This window comes from Rhizobium sp. CCGE531, assembly GCF_003627795.1.
Classification (GTDB): domain Bacteria; phylum Pseudomonadota; class Alphaproteobacteria; order Rhizobiales; family Rhizobiaceae; genus Rhizobium.
In genome coordinates, this window is sequence record NZ_CP032684.1 from 3,898,283 (window position 1) to 3,924,306 (window position 26,024).

Genomic DNA, 26,024 nt, shown 5'->3' on the forward strand with positions numbered 1-26,024 from the left:
GTCTATTTAAATCGATTGAAATCGCAACAATCGAAAGCAGCTGAAACGGTCACATTTCGTCTCCCTCTGTTAAAGCGGAGGCAAAGATGCCACAACCTCGAATAAATCATTCATAGGTGCATGGCATCGGCAAAATGTCCTATTGACGCCAAAAAAGTAGGCTCCTATCGATTGAGACCTGAAAGATTCTTCAGCGCGGCCCGCGTTGGCCATCCCTTTGGTGCATCCCGTGAAAAACCCCATCAGCTATGGCATCCTGCTCACGGTGTTTGCCTACATGCTGTTTACCGCCCATGATTCAGCGGTGAAGCTGCTCGTCGCCTCCATTCCCGTCTGGCAGGTCCTGTTCATCCGAAGCTGCACTATCCTTGCCGGCTGCTTCGTCTTCGAAGGCCCCTCGCTCGTCCGCAAGGTGGCGCGCTCGCCGATCATCAAGCCGATGATCCTGCGCAGCATCATCATCCTGATCGCCTGGATTTCCTATTATTCGGCGGCGTCCTACCTGCAGCTCGCCGAGGTGACGACGCTCTATTACGCAGCACCCATCGTCGGCACGATTCTTGCGACCATCGTGCTGCGCGAAAAGGTCACCGTCGCCCGCTGGATGGCGGTCGGCGTCGGCTTCTGCGGCGTGGTGATCGCCTCCAATCCCGTCGGCCTGTCGATCTCCTGGCCGGTCTACCTGGCGCTGCAGGCCGCCGTCCTCTGGGCGAGCGGCATGGTTCTGCTGCGCAAGACCGCGCTGCACGAGAAGAGCCACATCCAGATGGCCGTCTCCAACATCCTGTTCATCATCCTGACCGCCGGCATGGCGATCGCTCATTGGCACACGCCCACACCGTTCCAGATCGTCCTGCTCGCACTCACCGGCATCATCGCCGGCGCCGGCCAGCTCGCTCTCTTCGAAGGCATGCGCCAGGCGCCCGTCTCGGTGCTGGCGCCGTTCGAATATACCTCGCTTGTCTGGGCCTTCCTGCTCGGCTACCTGATCTGGGGAGACATCCCCGGCCCCAACACCTTCATCGGCGCCATCCTGATCCTAAGTGCCGGCTTCATCATCATTATCAGCGAACGGATGAAGCGGCGCGCCGCCGCGGCTTGAGCCGGAGCAACGCGTTTTCCGCAAACGCAAGTCAAGATTGCGTGGAGCGGTTCAGCGTTTCACGGAATCTCTGAACCGATCCATCTCTTTCTGACCCACGCCGAGGGTTGAATTTCACTCTGCCACAGCAGCAGTCTGTTCGATGGGTTGCGGCCGCCGCATCAAAAGAGCCTGCATCGGCCGCTCGAAGAACTTGAGAAGCGCCACCGAGATCCCGATCGTGCAAAGCGTGACCAGCGCCATTATTACCGTCACGAAGGGTAGCGAGAGCTGCTTGCCCAGCAATTTGAGCGGAAGCTGTAGCGTGTAGGGGTGGATGAGGTAAAGCGAGTAGGATGCGTCTCCCAAGAGAACCAGAATGGCCCATAATTTCCCGGACGGCACCCGCATAAGCAGGAAGCCCGACACGAGCAGGACGGCAAACAGGCTTGAGGCGAAAAGACTGGGGCCGGCGAGTGTCACAATGGAAACGTGAGCCGCGCATGCCAGAAGAACGAGCATGAAGGCCGCGATATTCGATCCGCTCCTGAAGGCACCGTATGCCGAATATGCTTTATGAAGCATCATGCCGAGAACGAATTCGATCAATATCGGATTTGTATAGAAGCGCCATTCGACGGATCCCTCCGGCCAAATCTCATGCAGCGCGACCAGGAAGAGGACGGCCGCGGAGGCGAACCAGGTTGCCCTGGCGCCAAAGATCAGACAGGCGCCATAAATTATGTAGAAAAACACCTCGTAACAAAGCGTCCAACCCAGGAAAAGGATCGGCTGCACGGCGCCGCCGCTTTTCTGATAGGGGACGAAAAGAAGAGATTTGACGATCGTTTCCACGGTCACGATCGTCGAGTTGAGCAGGCTGGGTTTCACAAGCGCAATCAAGACGACCCCGAATGTCAGCAGCCAGTAGAGCGGAACGATTCTGGAAATCCGCTTGCGTGCGAAATAGACAAGTCCGCGCGCCGGATCGGAGGAGTAGCTGATGATGAAGCCGCTGAGAACGAAGAAAACGTCGACGCCGGTCGCACCCATGAAGAAATAATTGCGATCGAGATGGTATTCGATCGCAAGGCCGCTTCCGAAATGGAAGAGAACGACTGAAAAGGCGGCCACGAACCGGAGAAACTGGAGAGAATCCAATTGTTTCGAGGTTGACCGCCGAATGGAAGGCATCTGCTCGTTAATCATGAGGGCCCCAATCCGCTCTGATAGCTTGTTCCAACAAGGTTGCCATGGCCGCATTGGTGCTGCGGCTTGGATGCCAATCGCATCCGAAATCCTTCGGTTTGACACGTAAATTCAGATATCGCAGGCGAGTCTCGCCTTTCGCGGCGCTCGTCCGGACGACGGCCTCGATTGCTTTCTCGGCCACATCGAAGTCCTTCTGCGACATCATCGGACCGAGCGCGGCGTAGAGATACGCCTTTGGAAACTGATATCTGAGCTTGAAGACAAGCTTGACGTATTCGTCAATAAAATCGCTGGGATTCCTGTTGTCGGAAAAGTCGTTCGTCCCGAGATTGACGACCACTGCGGAAACACGCTCGTCAGGAAGAGCGGGCGCGCCCTTTCTCAACGGCGTTACACTGTCGATGACATCAGACATGGTTTTCGCGTTCTTGCCGGCACGCGAAAGGCCGATTCCCGAAACCGCGAGCGTCGTAAGTTCCATCCCGAGGCTGCGCGCCGCGACCGCGGCATATGTCAGGTATTGATTTTCAGTTCCGGGGCTGAACTTGCATCCGGGACCGACACCCTCGAGGCCATAGCCCGCGGTAATGGAGTCTCCGATTGCCACCAGCTTTGCGGTCGGTGCTTCCGCGGGAAGGAACGACCCATCGGTTTCGGCGGAAACGAATATGGTATCGCCAATCCATCCCTCGGTGCGACGCGTCACGCGAACCTCATGGGTGCCTTGCTGCAAACCATCTGCAAGCGGGTATCGGTGCTGCCCAGCCTGCAGATCAAGCCGCTGGGGAACGCCGTCCAATTCGATCTCCAGGCTATTTTTCCCGGTATCAGCGAGAGTAACGGAGAGCGACGCGCCGTCGAAACGCAGCGCAAAACCACTGCCGGGCCAGCCGAAAGCCGCATCGCTGGCGGCAACGCGGCCGATCCATTTCGACGGCCGATCGATCGTTTCCGCCGCGAAGGTCGGCATGAACGTACATAAACCTAGAAAGAGAGACGCGACCGCGACATCAAACCTCATGACCGGCCAAGACCGGCGGCGCGCAATGATGGGCAATTCATCACCTCTTCGGGCTGCGTCTGATCAATTTTTGCACTTTAAATTTTCTAGTAGAATCGCAGTTTGATTGCCGCCGGCGTCTCGCGGCAAGCTGCCAAGACACGCTAATCGACGCGCACGCCTTGCGTGAAGGGTGCTGCACCGCAACAACAATCAGATGACGAAATAGGGCGGCTTTGAGAATTGTCACCATGCCGCACTGCACCATCGATCATCAATTATTAGCGGTGACGGAAACGGCGGCTCTCTCGGCGGCCCAATCGCCATTCCTTGAGAAAAATATTCGCAATTGCCCGATTGTTTTGCAGTTTTCTACGCTTTCGCGCTGCAATTTTTCTGCCATGTATGCAACATTGAATGAACGCTCCAGAAACGGAAGAAAACGATGAACTGGTTGAAGACTGTTGCCGCCGCCGCCCTCGTGCAGGCGGCATTCCTGCTCCCCGCCCATGCCGGTGAAAACCTCAAGGCGATCCAGTCGGCCGGCGTATTCAAGGTCGGCACGGAAGGTACCTACGCGCCCTTCACCTTTCATGACGGGAGCGGCAAGCTCACCGGCTTCGACGTCGAGATCGCCGAGGCGATCGCCGGAAAGCTCGGCGTCAAGGCGCAGTTCCTGGAAGGCAAGTGGGATGGCCTGATCGCCGGCCTCGACGCCAACCGCTACGACGCCGTCATCAACGAAGTCGGCGTCACCGAAGCCCGCAAGAAGAAATATGACTTCTCCGAGCCCTACATCGCCTCCAAGGCCGTGCTGATCGTCAAGGACAGCAATACCGACATCAAGAATTTCGCCGATCTCAAGGGCAAGAAGTCGGCACAGTCGCTGACCAGCAACTTCGGCAAGCTCGCCACGGAAGCCGGCGCCGAACTCGTGGGCACCGACGGCTTCGACCAGTCGATCCAGCTCGTGCTGACCGGCCGCGCCGACGCCACCATCAACGACAGCCTTTCCTTCCTCGATTTCAAGAAGCACAAGGCCGACGCGCCGGTGAAGATCGTCGCCCAGCAGGCCAATGCCGATTTTTCCGCCGTCATCGTCCGCAAGGGCGAGCCTGAACTGGTAACCGCCATCAACAAGGCGCTGGCCGATATCAAGGCCGATGGCACCTATGACAAGATCTCGCAGAAATACTTCGGACAGGACGTTTCGAAGTAAGAAGTAGGCAGCGACATAAAACTGTGAAAAAGATGCGTCCGGGGTCACCTCCGGACGCATTCTCTTATCGAAAGGCTTCTTCGTGGAGCATTGGCTGCAACTGATGTGGGAGTCACTGGGCACGCTGCTTTGGGCAGGGCTCATCTTCACCATCCCGCTCACCTTGGTTACCTTCGTCCTCGGTCTGTTGCTTGGCCTGCTCACCGCCGTCACGCGCCTGTTCGGCCCGCCGCCGCTGGTGGCTGTCGCCCGTTTCTATGTCTGGGTGATCCGCGGCACGCCGCTTCTGGTGCAGCTCTTCGTCATCTTCTACGGCCTGCCGAGCCTCGGCATTCTGCTCGACGCCTTCCCGGCCGCCGTGATCGGCTTTACGCTGAGCGTCGGCGCCTATACGTCCGAGATCATCCGCGCCGTCATCTCCTCCGTGCCGAAGGGCCAGTGGGAAGCCGCCTATTCGACCGGCATGAACTGGCGCCAGGCGATGAGCCGCACCATCCTGCCGCAGGCGGCGCGCGTCGCCGTGCCGCCGCTCTCCAATACCTTCATCTCGCTGGTCAAGGACACCTCGCTTGCCGCTGCCATCACCGTGCCGGAGTTGTTCCAGGCCGCGCAGCGCATCGTGGCGACGACCTACGAGCCGCTGATCCTCTATGTCGAGGCTGCCCTCATCTATCTGGTCATGAGCTCCTTCCTGTCGGTGCTGCAGGGCTCACTCGAGCGCCGTTTCGCCCGCTATGGCGGCACGCTGGAGGCACGCACATGATCGAGCTGTCCCACATCGAAAAGCGCTTCGGCGACAACATCATCCTCAAGGACATCAGCCTGATGATCCCGGAAGGAACAGTGACGGCGCTCGTCGGTCCTTCAGGCGGCGGCAAGAGCACGCTCTTGCGCTGCATCAACCTTCTGGAAATCCCGACCGCCGGAACGATCCGCATCGGCGGAGAATCCGTCTCTTTTGTGCCCAACAAGCGCGTTGCATGGCAGGATATCCAGAAGATCCGCCGCCAGACCGGCATGGTCTTCCAGAATTTCCAGCTCTTCCCGCATCGCACCGCCATCGAGAACGTCATGGAAGGGCTGACGACCGTGCTGCGCTGGCCCGCCGCAAAAGCGCGCGCCCGCGCCGTCGAGCTGCTGACCAAGGTCGGCATGGCACACAAGATGGACGCCTGGCCCTCGACGCTCTCGGGCGGCCAGCAGCAGCGCGTCGCCATCGCCCGGGCGCTTGCCCCCTCGCCGCGCGTGCTGCTCTGCGACGAGCCGACCTCGGCGCTCGATCCGGAACTGGCGGCCGAAGTGGTCGATGTCCTCGGCAAACTCGCCAATGAGGGCACGACCATGGTCATGGCGACACACGACCTGCGCTTGGCGTCGAAGATCGCCAACAACGTGGTATTTCTCGAGGCCGGCGACATCGTCGAGACCGGCTCGTCGCGCAACGTCTTCTCCAACCCCTCGCAGGAGCGGACGAAGCAGTTCATCTCGACGCTGAATTCAGGGCTCAGCTACGATATATAAGCGGATCGCAAGCGCCCATTTCGTGGGCAAGCCATGCATTGACGATGCAGGGCTTTGCGAATAGCTTTGGCGCCATGAACACAGCACTTGTTCTCGTAGTAGTAGGAAGGCGCATGGGCAGGATGGTGTAACCATCCGGCGAAAGCACCCATGCGCGGTAAGCAGGCTCCTGACGGGGCCTTTTTTATTGCCCTGAAACAGGGCGGCGCCTCGTCAGATCTCCCTCGACTTCCCACTCACACGACGGACAAGGCCATGACGCGCACCGAGAGCCGCATCGAAAGTTCAGCCACGCAAGCAATCGAAGACACAACCATCGGACAAGCCGCCACGCCGCCGCGGCTGACGACCCTCATCCTGCTTTCGGCGCTTGCCGTGCTGCCGGTCAACATGATCCTGCCGTCGCTGCCGAAGATCGCGGCGACGTTCCACGCCGATTTCGCCCTCGTGAACCTCTCGGTTGCTGGTTTTTCCATCGTCACCGCCTCCCTTGAGGCGATCGGCGGCGCGATATCGGATCGGTTCGGCCGCCGACCGGTGGTCCTGACGGCGCTCGCGATCTTCATCGTCGCCTCGATCGGCTGCGTTCTCGCCCCCGATATCGGCACCTTTCTCGTCTTCCGCTCGATGCAGGCCTGCATCGGCCCGTGCTATTCCGTCGCCCTCGTCATCATCAAGGAAACATCAAACGAGCGCGAGGCTGCCAGCAAATTCGGCTATCTCGCCATGGGATGGGCGTTGGCACCCATGGTCGGGCCGCTGTTCGGTGGCTCGCTGGACGAGTTTTTCGGCTGGCGGGCGAGCTTCATCGTCCTCGCGATCCTCGGCATTGCCGCCTTCCTTCTCTCCATGCGCGAATTAAGGGGATCGAGAGCACCGCCGGGTACGCGGAGGAACTATCTTGCCTCCTATGGGCTGCTTTTGTCTTCGGCGCGATTCTGGTCCTATACCCTCTGCATGGCCTGCTCGATGGGCGTTCTGTATATCTTCCTCGGAGGAGCGCCGCTCACGATAGGCGATACGCTCGGCGGCTCGAGCGCCAGGCTCGGCTTCTACATGGGCCTGGTTCCAGCCGGTTTCATTCTGGGCAGCTACCTGGCCGGCCGCTACGCCGCGAAAATTCCGCTCGGCATGATCCTCGTCATCGCCCGGCTTCTGACCTGCATCGGCCTGTCGATCGGCTTGGCGTTGCCGCTATCGGGCGCGACAAATATCTGGGCACTGTTCGGCCCCTGCATATTCATCGGCATCGGCAACGGCCTGACTATGCCGGCGGCCAATAGCGGCGCCATGTCGGTACGATCGGATATGGTTGGGACGGCCGCTGGGCTTGCCGCCGCCATGCGGATCGCAGGCGGCGCGCTCATCGGTTCCATTGGCGGGCTGTTCCTTGCGCAATCGGCAACGATCCATGCGCTGTTCGCGCCGATGCTGATATCCGCACTGCTCGCGCTGCTGGCGGCACTTTGGGCCGTCTTCGTGGAGCGGTATGCCCATAAGCCGGGATAAGGGCATCCCTGCCGCAAAGCCGGCTGTAACAGTCAGGCTTTGCGGCAGAAGACATTCTGCATGTCAGCCGGCAGCTATGGTCGAAGCTGCCCTTGGCCGATTAAGCGCCATAGACGACGAGCAGATCCTTTGCGTCGATCTGGTCGCCGGCGCGCACGAGAACCTCGGAAACCGTGCCGTCCTTTTCGGCGTGCAGCGCCGTCTCCATCTTCATGGCTTCGATGGAAAGCAGCACGTCGCCGGCCTTGATCGCCTGGCCGGGCGAGACGAAGACCGTGGAGATGACGCCCGGCATCGGCGCGCCGATATGGGCTGCATTGCCCGCCTCGACCTTGCGGCGGATAGCGCTGCCGGAAGCGCCATGGGCGCGATCCGGCACCTTGATGCGACGCGGCTGGCCGTTGAGCTCGAAAAAGACAGTCACCATGCCCTTCTCGTCGGTCGCCGTCATCGCCTGGTTGACGATGACGAGCGTCTTGCCCTTCTCGATTTCGGCAAACAGCTCGTCGCCTTCCTTCAGGCCATAGAAATAGGCCGGCGTCGGCAGCACCGAGACCGGGCCGTAGGTGTCGGCGGCCAACGCGTAGTCGGTGAAGACCTTCGGATACATCAGGTAGGAGGCAAATTCGAAATCGTCGACCTTGCGCTCCAGCTTGGTCTCGATGACTTTACGCTCCGCACCGAGATCGGCTTCTGCCAATAGCGAGCCCGGGCGCACCGTATAGGGCTTGTCGCCCTTCAACGCCTTCTTCTGTAGCGCTTGCGGCCATCCGGACGGCGGCTGGCCGAGATCGCCCTTGAGCATCGAAACCACCGAATCCGGGAAGGCGATATCCTTGGCCGGGTTTTCGACATCGGCGACCGTCAGGTCCTGGCTCACCATCATCAGCGCCATGTCGCCAACGACCTTGGACGACGGCGTCACCTTGACGATATCGCCGAACATCTGGTTGGCATCGGCATAGGCCTGCGCCACCTGGTGCCAGCGGGTCTCCAGGCCAAGCGAGCGAGCCTGCTCCTTGAGGTTGGTGAACTGACCGCCCGGCATTTCATGCAGATAGACTTCCGAAGCCGGTCCCTTGAGATCGCTTTCGAAGGCGGCGTACTGGTGGCGCACTGCTTCCCAGTAGAAGGAAATACGGCGGATCCATTCGGGATCGAGGCCCGGATCGCGCTCGGACCCTTTGAGGGCTTCAACGATCGAGCCGAGGCAGGGCTGCGAGGTATTGCCCGACAGCGCATCCATCGCCGCGTCAACCGCATCGACGCCCGCGTCCACGGCAGCCAAAACCGTGGCGGCTGCAATGCCCGAGGTATCATGCGTGTGGAAGTGGATCGGCAGCCCGGTCGCCTCGCGCAGCGCCTTGAACAGCACCTTGGCCGCGGCCGGCTTCAAGAGGCCGGCCATGTCCTTCAGCGCGATGATGTGGGCACCGGCCTTTTCCAGCTCGACGGCGAGATCTGTATAATATTTCAGATCGTATTTCGGGCGGGCGGAGTTGAGGATGTCGCCCGTGTAGCAGATCGCCGCCTCGCAGAGCTTATTCTCCTCAGCAATGGCATCCATCGACACCCGCATGTTCTCGACCCAGTTCAGGCAATCGAAGACGCGGAAGAGATCGATGCCGCCCTTGGCCGCCTGGCGGACGAAGTATTTCACGACATTGTCGGGATAGTTGGTGTAGCCGACGCCGTTGGCGCCGCGCAGCAGCATCTGCAGCAGCAGGTTCGGCGCGCCCTCGCGGATCAGCGACAGGCGTTCCCACGGGTCTTCCGTCAGGAAGCGCATGGAAACGTCGAAGGTGGCGCCGCCCCAGCATTCCAGCGACAGCAGCTGCGGCAGGGCGCGCGCATAGGTGCCGGCGACGCTGGCGATATCATGGGTGCGCATGCGGGTCGCAAGCAGCGATTGATGGCCGTCGCGCATCGTTGTGTCGGTCATCAGCACGCGCTTCTCGCCACGCATCCATTCGGCGAATTTTTGCGGACCGAGCTTGTCGAGCAACTGCTTGGTGCCATCAGGCACCTTGCCGTCGATATAGGGCAATACCGGCTCGGCGACCTTCGGTGACGGTGCCGGGCGGCCGCGCGTTTCGGGATGGCCGTTAACGGTGACATCAGCGAGATAGGTCAAAAGCTTTGTGGCGCGATCCTGGCGCTTGACCTGCTGGAACAGCTCCGGCGTCGTGTCGATGAAGCGCGTCGTATAGCTGTTGTCGCGGAATTTCGGATGCGTGATGATCGCTTCGAGGAAGGTGAGGTTCGTCGCCACGCCGCGAATGCGGAATTCGCGCAGCGCGCGGTCCATGCGGGCGATCGCCTCCTGCGGGTTCGGCGCCCAGGCGGTCACCTTCACCAGCAGCGGATCGTAGTAGCGGGTGATGATCGCGCCCGAATAGGAGGTGCCGCCGTCGAGACGGATGCCGAAGCCGGAGGCGGAGCGATAGGCGGTGATGCGACCGTAGTCCGGAATGAAGTTGTGCTCCGGATCTTCGGTCGTCACGCGGCACTGCAGCGCATGGCCGTTGAGACGAATGTCCGCCTGCTTCGGAACGCCCGATTCCGGCGTGCCGATGGCGAAACCGTCGAGAATATGGATCTGCGCCTTGACGATATCGATGCCGGTGACAACTTCAGTCACGGTGTGCTCGACCTGGATGCGGGGATTGACTTCGATGAAATAGAATTTACCGGTATCGGCATCCATCAGATATTCGACGGTGCCGGCGCCGACATAATTCGTCGCCTCGGCGATCTTCAGCGAATAGGCGGCCAGTTCCTGGCGCTGCGCGTCGCTGAGATAGGGCGCCGGCGCACGCTCGACGACCTTCTGGTTGCGGCGTTGGACCGAACAGTCGCGCTCGAACAGGTGCACGACATTGCCATGCGTATCACCGAGGATCTGGCTTTCGACGTGACGGGCGCGCTCGACCAGCTTTTCGAGATAGACCTCGTCCTTGCCGAAGGCGGCCTTCGCCTCGCGCTTGGCTTCCGTCACTTCCTTGGCGAGATCGGCCTTGGAGCGGATGACGCGCATGCCGCGGCCACCGCCACCCCAGGAGGCCTTCAGCATCACCGGATAGCCGATCTCCTCGGCCATCTTCGCGACGAGCTTCATATCCTCCGGCAGCGGCTCGGTTGCCGGCACGACGGGCACGCCGACCGAAATCGCCAGATTGCGCGCCGCGACCTTGTTGCCGAGCTGGCGCATCGTGTCGGCCCTCGGGCCGATGAAGGTGATGCCGGCGGCATCGCAGGCATCGACGAATTCGGGGCTTTCCGACAGCAGGCCGTAGCCCGGATGGATGGCATCGGCGCCGGAAAGCCTGGCGACGCGGATAATCTCATCGATCGACAGATAGCTCTCGATCGGCCCGAGGTCACGGGCAAGATGCGGGCCGCGCCCGACCTGATAACTTTCATCCGCCTTGAAGCGATGCAGCGCGAGTTTGTCTTCCTCGGCCCAGATGGCGACCGTTTTTATGCCAAGCTCGTTAGCGGCGCGGAAGACGCGGATGGCGATTTCGGAACGGTTGGCGACCAGGATCTTGGAAATGGGCAATGCGCTCTCCTCACGGCATCGAAACGGGCAATGCTGCACCCGCGAAGGAAATTCTTAACTTCTTGTCATAGGAAGTTCAATTTCTCCTGCGACATCCGACAGCAAAATAGTTGCCATTACGGAATAAGTCCGTTTCTGAAAGCGATGGCAACGATATGCTGTCTGTTCTTGGCATCCAGCTTGTCCTGGATACTATTCATGTACCAGTCGACGGTGTGGTTGGAGATCGTCAGCAGCCGGCTGATCTCGATCGAGGTCATACCGTCGGCCAGGTGGTTCAGCACCTCCATCTCGCGCTTGGTCAGCCTCAACTCAGCCCTTGCCGGGTCTTCCAGCGATTGCGCTTCGTTGTTCAGCTCCAGAAGTCGCCAGAAGGCCTTTTTGGCGACTGCGTCGAAGAGAGAAAGCTCCGTCGGAGAAAGATCGACCGCCTCGCCGCCGACCGTCATGCATCCGAGCAAGCCGCTCCGCCCATGGATCGGGAAAACATAGCCGTCGACAAGCCCGTTGGCGCGGGCATCCGCCATCATCTGCTCCATCCGGCGCCGCAGCGGGTCCGCCTTCAGGGCAATCACCGCATCGCGCCAGCGGAAAGGACGCTGCGCCCGGCTAAGATAGCGCGCGACCGGATCGACAAGCATGTACCGCTTGCGAACATAGGTCAGCGACCATTGACCGGGCCAACGACCCGAGAGCATGAAATTCGCGACGTCGACATTCGGCCGCGTCTGTTTCAGCAGGCCGTAGAATTCGAACTTGTAGGAACGGAGCACGAGTTCGAGCTCGGTCACGACGTTCTTGGCGAGCTTGCACTCTTCGATGACCACAAGCAATTGTAATAGCGAATGGATATTCACATCTACCCCTTGGCTTTGCAGCCTGAATTACCGTCGGACGGGCATGACAACCATGTCCCGCCTGGCCCCACGGCGCGCCCAATCGCCGGCAACATACTCATGCCGGCGCAAAATTGAACGCCTTTCGCGATTTTTTTACCATTCAACCCTGAATGGCGATCTTTGCGCAGCCTGAGGATACCCGATATTGCCGCGTCGAAGTCTCCTCAAATTGTCATATTTCTGCGGCGACCGATAGCACCATCATCATGCCATCGCGCGCGCCGCGCGAAAATTTCCTTGAAAAAACAGCTGCGGATTCCGTTAATCGCCGGTTCAGGTAGCAATCTGTAGCATCCGAGCATTCCAAGTTTTGCTGATGCACAGAGGGTGCCAGACCGTGTCACTGTTCAAAGTCTACGCAAGAGCCCTGAAGTATCTTGGCGCGTATCGATACCGCGTATGGATGGTCGTGATCGCGAACATCGCGCTTGCGATGACCACCATCTACGAACCGGTATTGTTCGGCCGCATCTTCGACGCCATTGCCAAGAAGGGCGCAGTCGCTCCGACCATGGTGTTGTGGGCCGGCTTTGCCGTCTTCAGTGCCGTAGCCTTCATCGTCGTGTCCCGCGAGGCGGATCGTCTCGCGCATGGCCGCCGCGCATCCCTGCTCACCGAAGCGTTCGGCCGCATCATCTCGATGCCGCTCTCCTGGCACAGCCAGCGCGGTACCGCGAGCGCGCTGAACACGCTGCTGCGCGCCTGTGAAGCGCTGTTCGGCCTGTGGCTCGAATTCATGCGCAATCACCTGACGACGGCCGTTGCGCTCATCGTCATGATCCCGACCGCCATGGCCATGGACCTGCGTCTCTCGGCCGTGCTGATCCTGCTCGGCGTCTTCTACTGGACCATCGGCCGCCTGGTCATGAGCCGCACGAAGGATGGCCAGACCTCGGTCGAAAGCCATTACAATACCGTCTTCTCGCATGTCAGCGACTCGATCAGCAACGTTTCGGTGCTGCACAGCTACAACCGCATCGAAGCCGAAACCAGGGCGCTGAAGTCGTTCACGGAGCGGCTGCTGGCCGCACAGTATCCGGTTCTCGACTGGTGGGCCCTTGCCGGCGCCCTGAACCGCACGGCATCGACCGTCGCGATGATGGCGATCCTGATGATCGGTACCGTCCTCGTGCAGGACGGCAGCCTGAGCCTCGGCGCCCTGATCACCTTCATCGCCTTTGCGAACGTACTGATCGGCCGCCTGGAGCAGCTGCGCAACTTCGCCAACCAGATTTTCGAGGCTCGCGCCAAGCTCGAAGACTTCTACACGCTGGAAGATTCGGTCCGCGACCGCGAGGAACCGGCCGGCCTTGCCGAGATCAAGGACGTCAAGGGCGAAGTGGAATTCCGCGACATATCCTTCGGCTTCGCCAACTCGTCGCAGGGCCTGCACGACATCTCCTTCAAGGTGAAGGCTGGCCAGACCGTCGCCATCGTCGGCCCGACCGGCGCCGGCAAGACGACGCTCGTCAACCTGCTGCAGCGCGTCTTCGACCCGCAGAAGGGCCAGATCCTCGTCGATGGTCACGACATTACCAAGGTAACGCGCAGGTCGCTGCGCCGCTTCATCGCCACCGTCTTCCAGGATGCCGGTCTGCTGAACCGTTCGATCAGCGACAACATCCGCCTCGGCCGCGAAGGTGCGACGGAGGAGGAAATGGTCCGCGCGGCACAGGCCGCCGCCGCCAACGACTTCATCGAAAACCGCGAAAGCGGCTATGAGACCCGCGTCGGCGAGCGTGGCAACAAGCTTTCCGGTGGCGAACGCCAGCGTATCGCGATTGCCCGCGCCATTCTGAAGGATGCTCCGATCCTCGTGCTCGACGAAGCCACGAGCGCGCTCGACGTCGAAACCGAAAACCGGGTCAAGGCGGCGATCGACAACCTGCGCCAGAACCGTACGACCTTCATCATCGCGCACCGCCTGTCGACCGTACGCGAGGCCGATATGGTCCTCTTCCTCGACAACGGACGGATCATCGAGAACGGCAGCTTCAACGAGCTCAGCCAGAGCAACGGCCGCTTCGCCGCCCTGCTGCGCGCCAGCGGCATCCTGACGGACGAGGAAGTCCGCAAGGCACACGCTACGGAAACCGAAGCCGCCTGATCTTCGCAAGGGGCCCAAGATCGAAGCCGGAAGAGCGATGCTCTTCCGGCTTTTTTGTTGCGGATAAGGCTCGCTCTCCCCGCTTGCAGCACGGGAATCGCGTGTGAAATGAGATTGTTGCCGCGCACTTCCTTCTCCCCGAGGGGAGAAGGAACTTGCGGCGCCGACATGCCTCATATGCGATTGCCCTGCCGCTTGCGGGGAGAGGGCTAAGGTGAGGGGCCATGCTCGCGAGAAACCTAAGCAGCAAGCTCCGTTCCTCGATCGGCTAACCAAAACAAGAAAGGCCCGGCGGGAAAACCGGGCCTTTCCGTTTTCTGATCGGAGGTCAATTTGGCAGGGCGCACCAGGAGTTAACATCGGCGCCTGACCGGTGTCAGATCAGAACTTGCGCTCGAAGCGGAGCACGCCGGCCCACTGGTCGCGGTTGGCGGCATCCCAGTTCGTGTAGGAGACTTCCGGCTCGACCAGCAGGTCCTTGACCGGGCGCCAGGCGACGTTGGCGGTGGCGGCGAAGATCTTCGAGTCGGTGTAGGCAACCTGGGCGTTGGCCTGCAGCTTCGGGGTCAGCTGATAGCTGGCGCCCGTCCAGAAGGCCCAGTCGCCCCAGCCGCAATCTGCGCCGTTGGTCGGGCAAGCGGAACGATTGCTGTTGAGATAGGAGCCGGCATACTTGTTCAGCTTGTCGCCGTCGGTGTTCCAGCCGCCCATCAGGAAGGCCTTGAAGGCACCGAAATCGGCATCGATACGAGCCTTGATCGCGCCTTCCTCGACGACGCTGTCATAGCCGCCGATAACGCGAAGGGTCCATGCGCCCGTCTTGTAGCCGGCGCCGAGGACGACGTCCGGAGCATAATGGTTGCCCTTGCCGGTCTGCCATGCGCCGCCGTAGGACGAGGTATCGCTGGAAGAGTTGGAATCTTCGAGCGAGATGACGGCCGTGAAGCCATTGCCGGCATCATACTTGTAGGTGAGCTGGTTGAGTTCCTTCGGGCCGTCATAGATGACGTCGTCATTGATGACGTTGCCGGCGTAACCCATGTAGTTGTTGTACTGCGAATCGGCCTTGCCGACGAGGAAACCGCCGAGGCTGATATTGGCCCAGAGCAGCTTGGTGCTGGTCGTGTTGCCGTCATTCCAGTCCCAACGGACGACCGTGTTGGTCTTCAGCGGGCCATATTCGGTGTCGGTCGCGGTGTCGACGCTCAGTTCCGCGCGGGTATGCCAGAGCGTGCCGTTCTTGCTGCGGGCGTTGTAGGCATCGTACCATTCGCCCTCGGTGCGGACGCGGCCGCCGACCTTCAGGCAGGTTTCGGTGCCCGGAATGAAAAAGTAGCCGGGGCCGTAAGCATCGCAAATGCGAACGTACTGGAGCGGTTCCGGCTCGGCAGCCACGATGGCGTCAGCCGCCTGCGCGCCCGATGCAGCTGCCAGTGCGGCGGCGGAACCAAGAAGAAGACCTCTGATATTCATAGATTACCCCAATTCACTATCGATTGGACATGAGCCATCGCGCCGAAAATTCGACGTCCGCTGCTCATTCCCGATTTTGACAATCCCCACGAAAGCGCGGCCATCCCCTTGGACGCCGGCGACGCGATGACGGCGCTCCCCGAGCGCCGTCACATCGACCATATAACAATTAAATTTTGCACAACAAGATTTTGGACACTCGAAATTCTGCTGCGACGCACGCAATTATGCCGCGTTGCAGAAAAATCACGTCACACTTCCTTCGTGAAAGTGTCACAAACAAAAATATTGAATGAAATCATGATATTGAGCTGCGCATCGACGCGCAGCTCCAGAAAAATCAGCGACGCTTCCCGATATGGGCGGGCACCGTGAGCACCCTTGCAGGCACCTTCGCCGCGCGCGGGCCGGCGAGTTGCAGGCGCTTGCGTTCCAGATGATAGGCATAGAGGAACTGCGCGGCGATGCCGATGACGACATAGATCGCACCGACGATGGGACCGTCGTTGGTCACATAGAGGATCACCTGGCCGGCCATGGCGAGGATCGTGCCCGCCACGAAGATGCTGAGTGAATGCCGACCAAGGATCGTCAGCGGATGATTCGCGGAACGGCGGAGCAGCTGCGAGATGGAGGGTATGCTGACGATCAGATAGGCGAGTGCCAGCACGTGCAGCAGGCGCGGCAGCGACAGGAACGTCTTGTCGAAGCCGGTGACGACGGTGGGCAGGCCGAGCGTGGCGAGATAATCGCCGATGATCCAGAGCTTGTCGGTCACCCAGATGAAGGACAGGAGCACATAGGCGGACGCCAGCGTGATCAGTACTGGATGGACGGGGATGCGCCCGCCGCGCTTGACATGCATGGTAGCCATAAAGCCGATGACGAACAGGAGCTGCCAGGACAGCGGATTGAGGAACCAGAATCCATCAAGCAGCGTCGTATGCGGCGCGATATAATAAATGCCCGACACCAGCCAGACGCCGACCGAAATCGCGAGCAGGAGCAGCGGGTTTTTCGCCTCCAGCAGCATGATCAGCGGCAGCATCAGGAACAGGGCGCCGTACATCGGCAGGATATTGTTGTAGCCGATCTGGTGTCCGAGCGTCAGCAGCGCGGGAATGCCGCGCGCCGGATCCATCAGCAGCGCAAGGATGTTCACTTCGCAGAGCAAGCCCTTCTGGTGAAAAATCCATGCCCCCGAGATAAACAGCACCAGCGTCACGAAGGTCGTGATCATATGCGCGGTATAGAGCGTGAATGCCCGCTTGATCGCCTTCCACGCCATCTTCAGCCGATTGCCGGATGAGAACTTCGTTCCATAGGCAAGACCGACGGAGATACCGGAGATCAGCACGAAAGCCTCCGCCCCATCGGAGAAGCCGAAATTCTTCGAGGTCAAATCCTCGAAAAACTGCCCTGGCACATGGTTGATGAAGATCATGATCAGAGCCAAGGCCCTGAGAACATCCAGTCGGGTATCCCTCTGAGTGACCGGCTTCGGCAAACTGATTCGTTGCACCGCCGCCGAGCCGATATTCGCCCTTGGATTCATAAAACCCTCCTGTTCCGACGATCAAATGCAATCGGGGCCAAAGAGTTCCCCCTTTGGCCCCGATCGTTGAAGCGAAACAGCGCAGGAAACGCTACTGTCCGATCGGATGGCCCTCTTCGGGATGGGCGATCGCCCTGTCATTGATGGTGACCGAGTATCCGGTCGCATCGGGCGCTTTTGAGACGGAAATACGGTAACTTCCGCCCGGCAGCTCGAGATCCGCCGCAAAGCCGTCCCAGTTCGAAGGCAGCGCCGGCTTGACGAAAAGTCGGCCGTTTTTCACGCGGATACCGAGAATGCCTTCGACAGCGACACGATACAGCCAGCCGGCGGACCCTGTGTACCAGGTCCAGCCACCACGGCCGGTCAATTGTCCTTCACCGTAGATATCAGCCGCGACCACATAGGGCTCTACACGATAGGTATCGGCCTGATCACGATCGCGTGCATGGTTGACCGGGTTGAGCATGTCGAAGCAATGCCAGGCATCGTCGCCACGATCCATCTCCGCCAACGCCATGACGACCCAGGTCGCGGCATGGGTATACTGGCCGCCATTCTCACGCACACCAGGCGGATAGGACTTGATGTAGCCCGGATCGCGCGCCGACTTGGCAAAGGGTGGAGTGAACAGCCGGATGATGCGGTTTTCGTCGTCCACCAGCTTGTCGAGGACGGCATTCATCGCCTTCTCGCCACGCGCCTTGTCGCCTTCGCCGGAGAGAATGTTCCAAGACTGCGCGATCGAATCGATCTGGCACTCGAAATTCTCGGCAGAGCCGAGCGGGCTGCCGTCGTCGAAATAGCCGCGGCGGTAATGACCGCCGTCCCAGCCTGCCGTCTCCAACGCCTTGCGCAGTTCCGGCAGGTGATCGGACCAGCGCTTGACACGCTCCTTGTCGCCGCGTGCTTCGGCATAGGGCAGGAAGGCGGTGAGCATGCCGGCCAGGAACCAGCCGAGCCAGATGCTTTCGCCGCGGCCCTGGATGCCGACGCGGCTCATGCCGTCGTTCCAGTCGCCGCCGAGGATCAGCGGTAGGCCGTTGCCGCCCTTGCGCTTGATCGCAAGGTCGAGAGCAAGGGCGGCATGTTCGTAGATGCTGACTTTGTCCTGCGACACGGTGGGTTGATAGAAGGCGTCGTGCGTGCCGGGCATCAGAGCGGCACCCTCGATGAAGGCAAGCTCCTCGTCGAGGATCGACTTGTCGCCCGTCACGGTGCAGTACTGGTCGATGGCATAGGCGAGCCAGACGACGTCGTCGGAAATATGCGTGCGCACGCCGGCGCCGCTGCCCGGCAGCCACCAATGCTGCACGTCGCCCTCGCGGAACTGACGCTGGGCTGCATTGAGGATCTGGTTGCGGGCAAGCTCCGGTCTATGCACCAGGAATGCCAGCGTATCCTGCAGCTGGTCGCGGAAGCCGAAGGCGCCCGACGACTGGTAGAAGGCCGTACGCGCCATGATGCGGCAGCCCAGGCTCTGATAAGGCAGCCAGGCGTTGATCATGTTGTTCATCGCCTTGTCCGGCGTCGAGATCTTCACATGGCCGGTGAAGCCGCTCCAGAACTCCCGGCCTGCCGAAAGCACGGCCTCGAAATCTGCCTTGCGGATCTCCGAAACCAGCGCGCGGGCTTCTTCGACGGTGGCCGTATCGCCCATGTAGAAGCAGATTTCCTTCTGCTCGCCGGCAGCGATCGTCACATCGAAGGCCAGAGCGCCGCAGGGGTCGCCATCGAGATCCGCCGAGTTGGAGAGCGCGGCGGCCGTAACGACGGCTTCCGGCAACTGGATGGTGCCATGGCGGCCGATGAATTCGCGGCGGCTTGCCGAGAAGCTCGAATGCGTCTCGCTCGCCGCCATGAAGGCGGTCCGCTTGAAGTAATCGATGCTGTAGGGATTATTGGCAAACAGCGCCCCCGTCTCCTCATCCAGCGTCGACAGGATGAAGGGCCTGGTCTTGTTCTGATTGGTGCCGAGCACCCATTCCGCATAATTGTAGATCCGCAAACGCCGGCTGCCGGCGCCGTTGTTGCTGAGCCGCAGGCGGAAGAGCTTGACCGGACGCTCGCGATCGACCGTCTGCGTCAGCTCCAGCGCCACGCCATCCTCCTCGCTCGAGAAGACGGAATAGCCGAGACCATGGCGGGCCTCATAGCGGACCTTCGCATTGCGCGACAGGCCGGCATAGGGCGTCATGACCTTGTTGCTGTCGAGATCGGCCACATAGAGCGCCTCGCCCGGACGGTTGACGACCATGTCGTTGGTCCAGGGCGTCAGCTGGTAGTCGCGCGAATTGTGGCTCCAGGTGAAGCCGCCGCCTTCGGCGGGAACATGGAAGCCGAAACGCTCGTTCGCAATGACGTTGATCCACGGATGCGGCGTCGACTGGCCACCGGGCAGACGAACCACATATTCGCGGCCGTCCTTGGAGAAGCCGCCATAGCCGTTCCAGAAATCGAGATCGTCCTGCGCCTCCAGGATGTCGGCCGCAAAGACCGTCTCCTGTAGCGCTGCCGGCACGGTAAGGCGGTTGACCGGCGCCGGCTCATCGGACTGCGCCGAGGCAAACAGCGTCGCCGCGCGGGCGATCTGGTCGACGAGCTTGCCGTTGCGGGCATGGAAGATCACCCGCGATGCGGCAAGGATCTCCTGGTAGGTCTCGTTTTCGATCTGGTCCTTGCGAACCGAGAAGATGTTCTGCCGGAGGCCGTCGCCCTGATTGTGACGCACATGCTCGACGAGCTTGTCCAGCTCGCGCTGCATGTCCTGAGCCTGCTCGACAGCGCGTTCGTTGACGATCACCAGATCGGCGCTGATGCCGCGCGAGCGCAGATATTCCGCCGCCATCAGTGCTTCCCTGGCGATTTCGAGGTCGATATCGTCATTGATGCGCAAGGTGAAGATCGGGAAATCGCCCGAGATCGTCACCGGCCAGAGTGCGGACTGCGAATGCAGGCCGGCCTGCACGGTGGCGCCGTCGGCGCGCAGGTGCATGTCCGGATAGACCAGATAGCGCGCGAGCTTCTGGAAGGCTGCCGCCTGCTGCGAGGTGACGCCGACATGGCGCATCTGCATTTGCGTGCGCGTCCATGCCTGCGTGAGTTCGATGCCGAACGTATCGGGATTGCGGTAGCGCTCGACGGCCTTGTCGACCTCTTCGCGGTTCGGCGCGGCGATGGTCCAGAAGATCACGCTGACCTTCTTGCCCGCGGGCACGCGCACGACGCGACGAAGCGACAGGCAGGCATCCATGGTGAAGCCGTCGGTGCCGGAGAGAGTCGTGCCCGGATCGAAAGCGGCGGCTTCCGCAAGCGTGCGGCCGCGACCGAGGAACTTGCGGCGATCCGTTTCGAATTCGGTCGGACGTTCCGATCCGGCATTGTCGACGACCAGATGGGCGATCGATATATCCGGCTCGTTGAAGTCGCGCTTGTTGCGCTCGGCGCGGATCACGTCGCCGCTCTTGCCGATCTCGGTGCGCACGAACATGCGCGTAAAGACCGGGTGACCGGAATCGACGTCGTCGCTGGCAAGTGCCGGCTCGAGATAGGAGGTCACTTCGATGAAGCGGTCCTCCGCGCCCATGTTGAGCAGCGTCACGCGACGGCCTTCGGCATCGTGTTCAGTCGCGACGATGCATTCGACGTCGCTGGTGAGATCGCCGACCGTCTTGCTGTATTCGGCCTTTTCATCGCTGAACGAGACCTTGGTCTTCTCGCCCTCGATGCTGCGCGGCTCCGCGGTCGCCGACCACCACTGGCCGGAGGCGGTGTCGCGCAGGAAGATGAAGCTGCCCCAACGGTCTTCCGTCGGATCGGCGCGCCAACGCGACACCGTCAGGCCGTTCCAGCGCGAATAGCCGGCGCCGGTCGCGGTCAGCATGACCGAATAATGGCCGTTGGAGAGGAAAGCGAGTTCGCGATCCTGCGTGGCCGGATCGGCGATCTTGCGGATTTCCGGACGCAGCATGTCTTCCTGGATATTCGCCGGCTGGTCGCTCTCATGCTTGGCGGCCATGACCGGAATATCGCGCGGCGCCTTTTCCTGCAGCAGCAGTTCGGCCGCTTCGATCACCGGATCGGCATGGAAGAGTTCGCGCAGGCGGCCATTGAAGGCGACGTTGGCGATCGCGGCGATCGACATGCCGTGATGGTGGGCATAGTAATTGTAGACCACCGCGCACTTCTTGCCTTCGGGAACGCGGGTCGGCGTGAAATCGACGGCATCGTGGAAGCCGTAGACGCCGAGCGCGCCCACCTTGCGCAACTTCTGCAGATTTTCGAGCGCCGCCGCCGGACGATACTGGCTGGCCAGGATCGAGGCATAGGGCGCGATGACGGCGTTCTGGCCGAGACCGCGCTTGAGGCCGAGGGAAGGCACGCCGAAATTGGTGTACTGGTAGTGCATATAATGGTCGCGGGCATTGAAGGCCGCTTCCGAAATGCCCCAGGGAATATCGGAGCCAAGGCGCTTGGCGTAGTTCATCTGCTCCTGCACGACCAGATTGTTCGTCTGGTTGAGGATACCGCCCTGGCGCTCCTGCATGACTAGCGGCGGCATCAGATATTCGAACATCGAGCCGGACCAGGAAACCAGTGCACCGCGCGAGCCTACGGGCACAACCTGGCGGCCGAGGCGATACCAGTGCTCGGTCGGCAGGTCGCCCTTGGCGATGGCGAAAAGGCTGGTGAGGCGGGCTTCGGAGGCGAGCAGGTCGTAGCAGGCTGCATCGAGCTCATTGGTTTCGACGCGGAAGCCGATGGAAAGCAGGCGCCGCTCCGGGCGATAGAGGAACGCGTATTCCATGCCGAAGGCGAGTTCGCGCATCTGGTCGCGCAACTTCGCCAGGCGCTGGCGCAGCGAATCCACATTGGCGAGATCGAAGATGCTGTCGGCGATATGGCCCTCGCAGACCTTGACCAGCGATTGCGACCAGGTCAGCACTTCGCCGCTCTGCGTGGACTTGACCTCATGGTCGAGGTTTGCCGCAAGCTTCTGGATATCCTGCGCCAGAACCGAAAGGTTGATGACGCGGATGGAGGCGAACTCGTGCTCGCGCTTGACGGCGGCAAGGGCGCTCTGGAAGCCGACGATGCGCTCTTCCAGCCGGCGGCGCAGCGGGCGCACCGTCTTGCGGTCATCGGGAAGCTCGGCAAGCGTTTCGGCGAGAATGCCGGCAACGTCGCCGATACCGTCGAGATTGCCCTGCATATGCGCGGAGGGTGCTTCCGCCCAGATGCGGCAGGCGGAGGAAACCGCAATCAGGTGTCCGGCGAAATTGCCGCTGTCGACAGCCGAGATGTAGCGCGCGCCCATCGGCTTCAGCGTATCCGTGTGATACCAGTTGCACAGGTGCCCACGGAACTTTTCGAGCTTCGCCACGGTCGCCATGGTCTTTTCCATGCGATCGATGGTTTCCTCGAAGGACGTCCAGCCGAAATGACGCGCGGAGATGACCGACAACAGGTAGACGCCGATATTGGTCGGCGAGGTGCGCGACGCCACGACGGCATTCGGGGTCTGCTGCACGTTGTCGGGCGGCAGATGGTTCTGCTGTTCGACGACGAAGGTTTCGAAATAGCGCCAGGTGCGACGGGCGATCTTGCGCAGCTCGAAGGAAACGCTTTCCGGCACCTCGAGCCTGTCTTCGGTCTCGGCCGACTGGCTGACATACCAGGCGATCGCCGGCGACAGGACCCAGAGCAGCGCAAAGGGAATGCCGACAAAGAAGGCGTTGTCGCCGGAGAGCGAGGCAAAGCCGAGTGCCAGCAGCGCCAGCACGGGCGCATGCCACATGACGCGGTAGTGGCCGAGGATCGTCGTCTGTGCCGCGGCCTGGGCGCTTGCGGCGGTTCGCCATTGCAGCATCAGCTTGCGGCTGACGAAGGCGCGGTAGAGCGAACGGCCGATGGCATCGGCCATGATGCAGGCGCCGTCGGCGATGAAGACGATACGCAGCGCGACCTGGGCATTGGCGGCGCGGATATCCGACCAGACCGTATAGAGATGGGCCCGCGCGACGATATCGCTGGTGCGCGGGATGATGCCGTTGATGAGCGACAGCGTCGGGGCGACGAACAGGCAGAAGATCAGCAGGATCTGCCAGATGAGCGCCGCCAGCGGCTCCATGAAGTACCATCCGAGAACGGAAGCGAAGAACCAGGCGATCGGCGTCAGCGATCGGCGCAGATTGTCCATCATCTTCCAGCGGCCGAGGCCGGTGACGCCGCGCTTCGGATTGAAGAGATACGGGAGGAGCTGCCAATCGCCGCGAGCCCAGCGATGCTGGCGCGAGACTTCCACTTCATAGCGGATCGGGAAATCCTCGACGAGTTCGCAGTCGGTGACCAATGCGCAGCGCGCCATCGAACCTTCGAGCAGGTCGTGGCTGAGAACGGCGTTCTCCTCGATCTTGCCCTTCAGCGACGCCTCGAACGCATCGATGTGATAGAGGCCCTTGCCGGTGAACGTGCCTTCTTCGACCAGATCCTGGTAGACGTCGGAAACGGCGAAGACGTAAGGATCGAGACCGCGATTGACCGAGAAGACGCGCTGGAACACCGACGCGTCCTTGCCCGTCGTCAACGACGGGGTGACGCGCGGCTGCAGCACGCCGTAGCCGCGCACGACGCGCTTGCTCTCGGCGTCGAAGACCGGGCGGTTGATCGGGTGATGCAGCTTGCCGACGAGCTTCGTGACCGTATCGCGCACAAGGCGCGTATCGGAATCGAGCGTCATGACGTACTGCACGTCCTTCGGCACGATGTTCGCGCCGGGCAGGAAGGTGGTGTCGCGGTCGCCGCGCAGCAGCATATTCAGCTCGTGCAGCTTGCCGCGCTTGCGCTCCCAGCCCATCCAGGCGCCTTCGGCCGGATTGTAGAGACGGCGGCGGTGCAGCAGATAGAAGCGCTGTACGCCGTCCTCATCATAGCGCGCCGCAAGATTGGCCACTTCGCGGCGGGCGTAATCGAGGATTTCCAGATCGCGCTCGCTCTCTTCCTCCTGACTGTCGGGCCAGTCACTGACCAGCGCGTAATAGACTTCGCCGCGCGGGTTGGCGAGATAATGAACTTCGAGATTGCGCACCAGTTCGTCGACGCTGTCGCGATTGCCGATCAGCGTCGGCACGACGACCAGCGTGCGGGCCTCTTCCGGAATGCCTTCCTTGAATTCGTAGCCGACCAGACGCGCCGGCGTCAGATACATGGTGACGAAGAAGTTGAAGAGGCCGGTGGCGCCTTCCGATGCCGGCAGCGAGAACATCAACAGCAGCAGGATGGTCTCGGCCCAGCCCATGCCGGCATGCAGCATGAAGTAGCCGACGATGGCGAGCGCCAGAACGCTCAAGAACAGGACCGGCGCCGCGATGGACAGCCAGTTGAGCTTGCGCCACTGGCGCACGAAACTCGCTGACAGCGGCGGACGATAGCCGATCGCCTTCTCTAGCTTCTGCGTCTGCTGGCCCATGATGAAATCGCCGATATTCGGCTCATGTGGGTGCCCCTCGCCCGATACCTTGGCCGCCTCCGTCATCGCCATGGCGACCTGGGCAATCTCCATCTCGGTCTTGTCGGAGCGGCGGGCGAGCTTTTCGATGCGGCGGCGATAGCTGTTGCGCGAGCCCGGATCGAGCTTGGCGTAGTCGGTCTCGTCCCAGAGTAGCTTGTCGACGGCGCTGACCTCCTCGACCCAGACGGACCAGTCGGTGTCGTCGATCAGGCGCAGGCTTTTGATGATATTGCCCATCGTCACATTGCCGGACGAGAGGCGATTGTGCTCGGCCATCATGACGCTTTCTGCGTCGGTGCCGGCCTCAGTGAGCCGCTTCTCAAGCCAAGTGACGGCAAGGCCGGACGTATGCGAGCCGTCGCGCAGGCGATAGAGGAACTGCGTGGCGAAGGTATTGTCCGAGGTAAGGGGTTCGAGCGTCTTCAGGAATTCGGCGACCTTGGCGTCGTCATTGAGGCGGATCAGCTCGTCGACGGCGGCATTGGCCTTCTTGCGCGTCATGCGGCTCTGCTCGACGCGGCTCGAAATGCGGCGCAGGTTTTCGACCAGAATGTAGCGCACCAGCGAGGGGACGGCCCAGAGCTCGCCGATCTTCAGCATCTCCACCGACTGGAAGCCTTCCACCAGCGCCAGCAGGCCCTGATTGGATACCGTGCTGTGGGTGTGAGCGACATAGAGCCAGGCTAGCGCCATGGTGCGCGGCATCACCATGCCGCCGATGGTGATCGTCTGCAGCTGATCGTAGAACTTCTTCGGGAAGTCGCGGCGGACTTCCTGAATGGCCTCTTCGATGATGTAGTGATTGTCGAGCAGCCATTCGGCCGCCGGCGTGATCGACTCGCCGGCATCGACATCGGCATTGGCCGAGCGATAGACGCGCAGGATCTCTTTCTCGTTTTCCTTGTGGCGGGCGAAGAAATCGAAGGGCGCGAAGCCCGGCAGCTTGGTACTGGCGCCATTGCGGGCAAAGGTCGCGCCGCATTCCTTTATCTGCTCGTTGGAGAAATAGGTGGCGCGGATCGCATCATTGTGATCGATCTGCTTGGCTTCAGAATCACGTGGCGTAACGGTGGAGAGATTTTGAGATGTCATGGATTCGGGTTCTGGGTCCAAACAGAGTGAGTGGCATTGCCGCCTTTATCGTTTTTGCCCTGCCCGACACAAGAATTCACGCATTTGGACCCTTTTGCTTCGCTTCCCGGCGGGCGAAGGGGGTGAATTCAAAGTGACGGCTTAGAACAAACATATAAAGGCGAAGATTTTCACGGGCGGTTCTTAAGGAACGCGGCGACTATCCGCCATCATCCCAAAAGGGTGTCCGTGAAACTGGATACGCGGCCAAATGGTTCCGGCAGCGATCCGCACACGTCAACGAC

14 protein-coding genes are annotated in these 26,024 nt (G+C 61.1%); 7 read left to right on the forward strand and 7 right to left on the reverse strand.

Annotation, left to right across the window (positions count from 1 at the left end; all coding sequences use genetic code 11):
* Nucleotides 1-229 precede the first annotated feature (229 nt).
* Nucleotides 230-1,102 (forward strand): DMT family transporter, encoded by an 873-nt coding sequence (locus CCGE531_RS18945; RefSeq protein WP_120666971.1) that lies wholly within the window; start codon nucleotides 230-232, stop codon nucleotides 1,100-1,102.
* Between the two features lie 114 nt (nucleotides 1,103-1,216).
* On the opposite strand, the gene CCGE531_RS18950 is transcribed toward CCGE531_RS18945, so the two are convergent.
* Both CCGE531_RS18950 and CCGE531_RS18955 read right to left on the reverse strand, forming a co-directional pair.
* Entirely contained in the window at nucleotides 1,217-2,344 is a 1,128-nt protein-coding gene (locus CCGE531_RS18950; protein WP_120666127.1) for an acyltransferase, read from the reverse strand.
* On the reverse strand, nucleotides 2,283-3,263 hold the full coding sequence (locus CCGE531_RS18955) for an SGNH/GDSL hydrolase family protein (RefSeq protein ID WP_162943934.1): 981 nt from the start codon (nucleotides 3,261-3,263) through the stop codon (nucleotides 2,283-2,285). Before CCGE531_RS18955 ends, CCGE531_RS18950 begins: the two co-directional genes overlap by 62 nt.
* Nucleotides 3,264-3,544: 281 nt before the next feature.
* Between CCGE531_RS18955 and CCGE531_RS34310 the strand changes: the two genes are divergently transcribed.
* From CCGE531_RS34310 to CCGE531_RS18980, 5 genes are all read left to right on the forward strand, one after another.
* Nucleotides 3,545-3,742 carry a hypothetical protein gene (locus CCGE531_RS34310; RefSeq protein ID WP_162943935.1) on the forward strand — a complete coding sequence of 66 codons (198 nt, stop codon included), beginning with the start codon at nucleotides 3,545-3,547 and terminating at the stop codon, nucleotides 3,740-3,742.
* On the forward strand, nucleotides 3,739-4,512 hold the full coding sequence (locus tag CCGE531_RS18960; protein ID WP_120666131.1) for an amino acid ABC transporter substrate-binding protein: 774 nt from the start codon (nucleotides 3,739-3,741) through the stop codon (nucleotides 4,510-4,512). The genes CCGE531_RS34310 and CCGE531_RS18960 overlap by 4 nt, the downstream gene beginning before the upstream one ends.
* 82 nt (nucleotides 4,513-4,594) lie before the next feature.
* Nucleotides 4,595-5,275, forward strand: coding sequence for an amino acid ABC transporter permease (locus CCGE531_RS18965; RefSeq protein ID WP_120666133.1), 681 nt, complete (start codon nucleotides 4,595-4,597; stop codon nucleotides 5,273-5,275).
* The gene (locus tag CCGE531_RS18970) at nucleotides 5,272-6,033 is read left to right on the forward strand and encodes an amino acid ABC transporter ATP-binding protein (protein ID WP_120666135.1); all 762 of its coding nucleotides are present in this window, start codon (nucleotides 5,272-5,274) and stop codon (nucleotides 6,031-6,033) included. Before CCGE531_RS18965 ends, CCGE531_RS18970 begins: the two co-directional genes overlap by 4 nt.
* 255 nt (nucleotides 6,034-6,288) lie before the next feature.
* Nucleotides 6,289-7,542, forward strand: coding sequence for an MFS transporter (locus tag CCGE531_RS18980; RefSeq protein WP_120666138.1), 1,254 nt, complete (start codon nucleotides 6,289-6,291; stop codon nucleotides 7,540-7,542).
* Nucleotides 7,543-7,642: 100 nt separating this feature from the next.
* Here CCGE531_RS18980 and pyc read toward each other — a convergent pair whose 3' ends face one another.
* Both pyc and CCGE531_RS18990 read right to left on the reverse strand, forming a co-directional pair.
* Nucleotides 7,643-11,104 (reverse strand): pyruvate carboxylase, encoded by a 3,462-nt coding sequence (pyc, locus tag CCGE531_RS18985; RefSeq protein WP_120666140.1) that lies wholly within the window; start codon nucleotides 11,102-11,104, stop codon nucleotides 7,643-7,645.
* Nucleotides 11,105-11,220: 116 nt separating this feature from the next.
* Nucleotides 11,221-11,961, reverse strand: coding sequence for a LuxR family transcriptional regulator (locus CCGE531_RS18990; protein ID WP_120666142.1), 741 nt, complete (start codon nucleotides 11,959-11,961; stop codon nucleotides 11,221-11,223).
* A 379-nt stretch (nucleotides 11,962-12,340) separates the two neighbouring features.
* Here CCGE531_RS18990 and CCGE531_RS18995 point away from each other — a divergent pair, with 379 nt between their 5' ends.
* A complete protein-coding gene (locus CCGE531_RS18995) occupies nucleotides 12,341-14,110 on the forward strand; it encodes a glucan ABC transporter ATP-binding protein/ permease (RefSeq protein WP_120666144.1) in 1,770 nt (589 codons plus the stop codon).
* A 381-nt stretch (nucleotides 14,111-14,491) separates the two neighbouring features.
* On the opposite strand, the gene CCGE531_RS19000 is transcribed toward CCGE531_RS18995, so the two are convergent.
* The 3 genes from CCGE531_RS19000 to CCGE531_RS19010 form a co-directional block, all read right to left on the reverse strand.
* Nucleotides 14,492-15,583 (reverse strand): porin, encoded by a 1,092-nt coding sequence (locus tag CCGE531_RS19000; RefSeq protein WP_120666147.1) that lies wholly within the window; start codon nucleotides 15,581-15,583, stop codon nucleotides 14,492-14,494.
* A 340-nt stretch (nucleotides 15,584-15,923) separates the two neighbouring features.
* A complete protein-coding gene (gene opgC, locus CCGE531_RS19005) occupies nucleotides 15,924-17,138 on the reverse strand; it encodes an OpgC domain-containing protein (RefSeq protein WP_120666149.1) in 1,215 nt (404 codons plus the stop codon).
* A 91-nt stretch (nucleotides 17,139-17,229) separates the two neighbouring features.
* Nucleotides 17,230-25,740, reverse strand: coding sequence for a glucoamylase family protein (locus tag CCGE531_RS19010; RefSeq protein ID WP_120666151.1), 8,511 nt, complete (start codon nucleotides 25,738-25,740; stop codon nucleotides 17,230-17,232).
* Nucleotides 25,741-26,024 lie beyond the last annotated feature (284 nt).

Excerpts from the sequence above, each read along its gene's own strand:
- CCGE531_RS18950 (WP_120666127.1), bottom strand. The coding sequence starts at position 2,344 with ATGCGGCCATGGCAACCTTGTTGGAACAAGCTATCAGAGCGGATTGGG.
- CCGE531_RS18955 (WP_162943934.1), bottom strand. The coding sequence starts at position 3,263 with ATGCCGACCTTCGCGGCGGAAACGATCGATCGGCCGTCGAAATGGATC.
- CCGE531_RS34310 (WP_162943935.1), top strand. The coding sequence starts at position 3,545 with ATGCCGCACTGCACCATCGATCATCAATTATTAGCGGTGACGGAAACG.
- CCGE531_RS18960 (WP_120666131.1), top strand. The coding sequence starts at position 3,739 with ATGAACTGGTTGAAGACTGTTGCCGCCGCCGCCCTCGTGCAGGCGGCA.
- CCGE531_RS18970 (WP_120666135.1), top strand. The coding sequence starts at position 5,272 with ATGATCGAGCTGTCCCACATCGAAAAGCGCTTCGGCGACAACATCATC.
- CCGE531_RS18980 (WP_120666138.1), top strand. The coding sequence starts at position 6,289 with ATGACGCGCACCGAGAGCCGCATCGAAAGTTCAGCCACGCAAGCAATC.
- CCGE531_RS19000 (WP_120666147.1), bottom strand. The coding sequence starts at position 15,583 with ATGAATATCAGAGGTCTTCTTCTTGGTTCCGCCGCCGCACTGGCAGCT.
- opgC (WP_120666149.1), bottom strand. The coding sequence starts at position 17,138 with ATGAATCCAAGGGCGAATATCGGCTCGGCGGCGGTGCAACGAATCAGT.
- CCGE531_RS19010 (WP_120666151.1), bottom strand. The coding sequence starts at position 25,740 with ATGACATCTCAAAATCTCTCCACCGTTACGCCACGTGATTCTGAAGCC.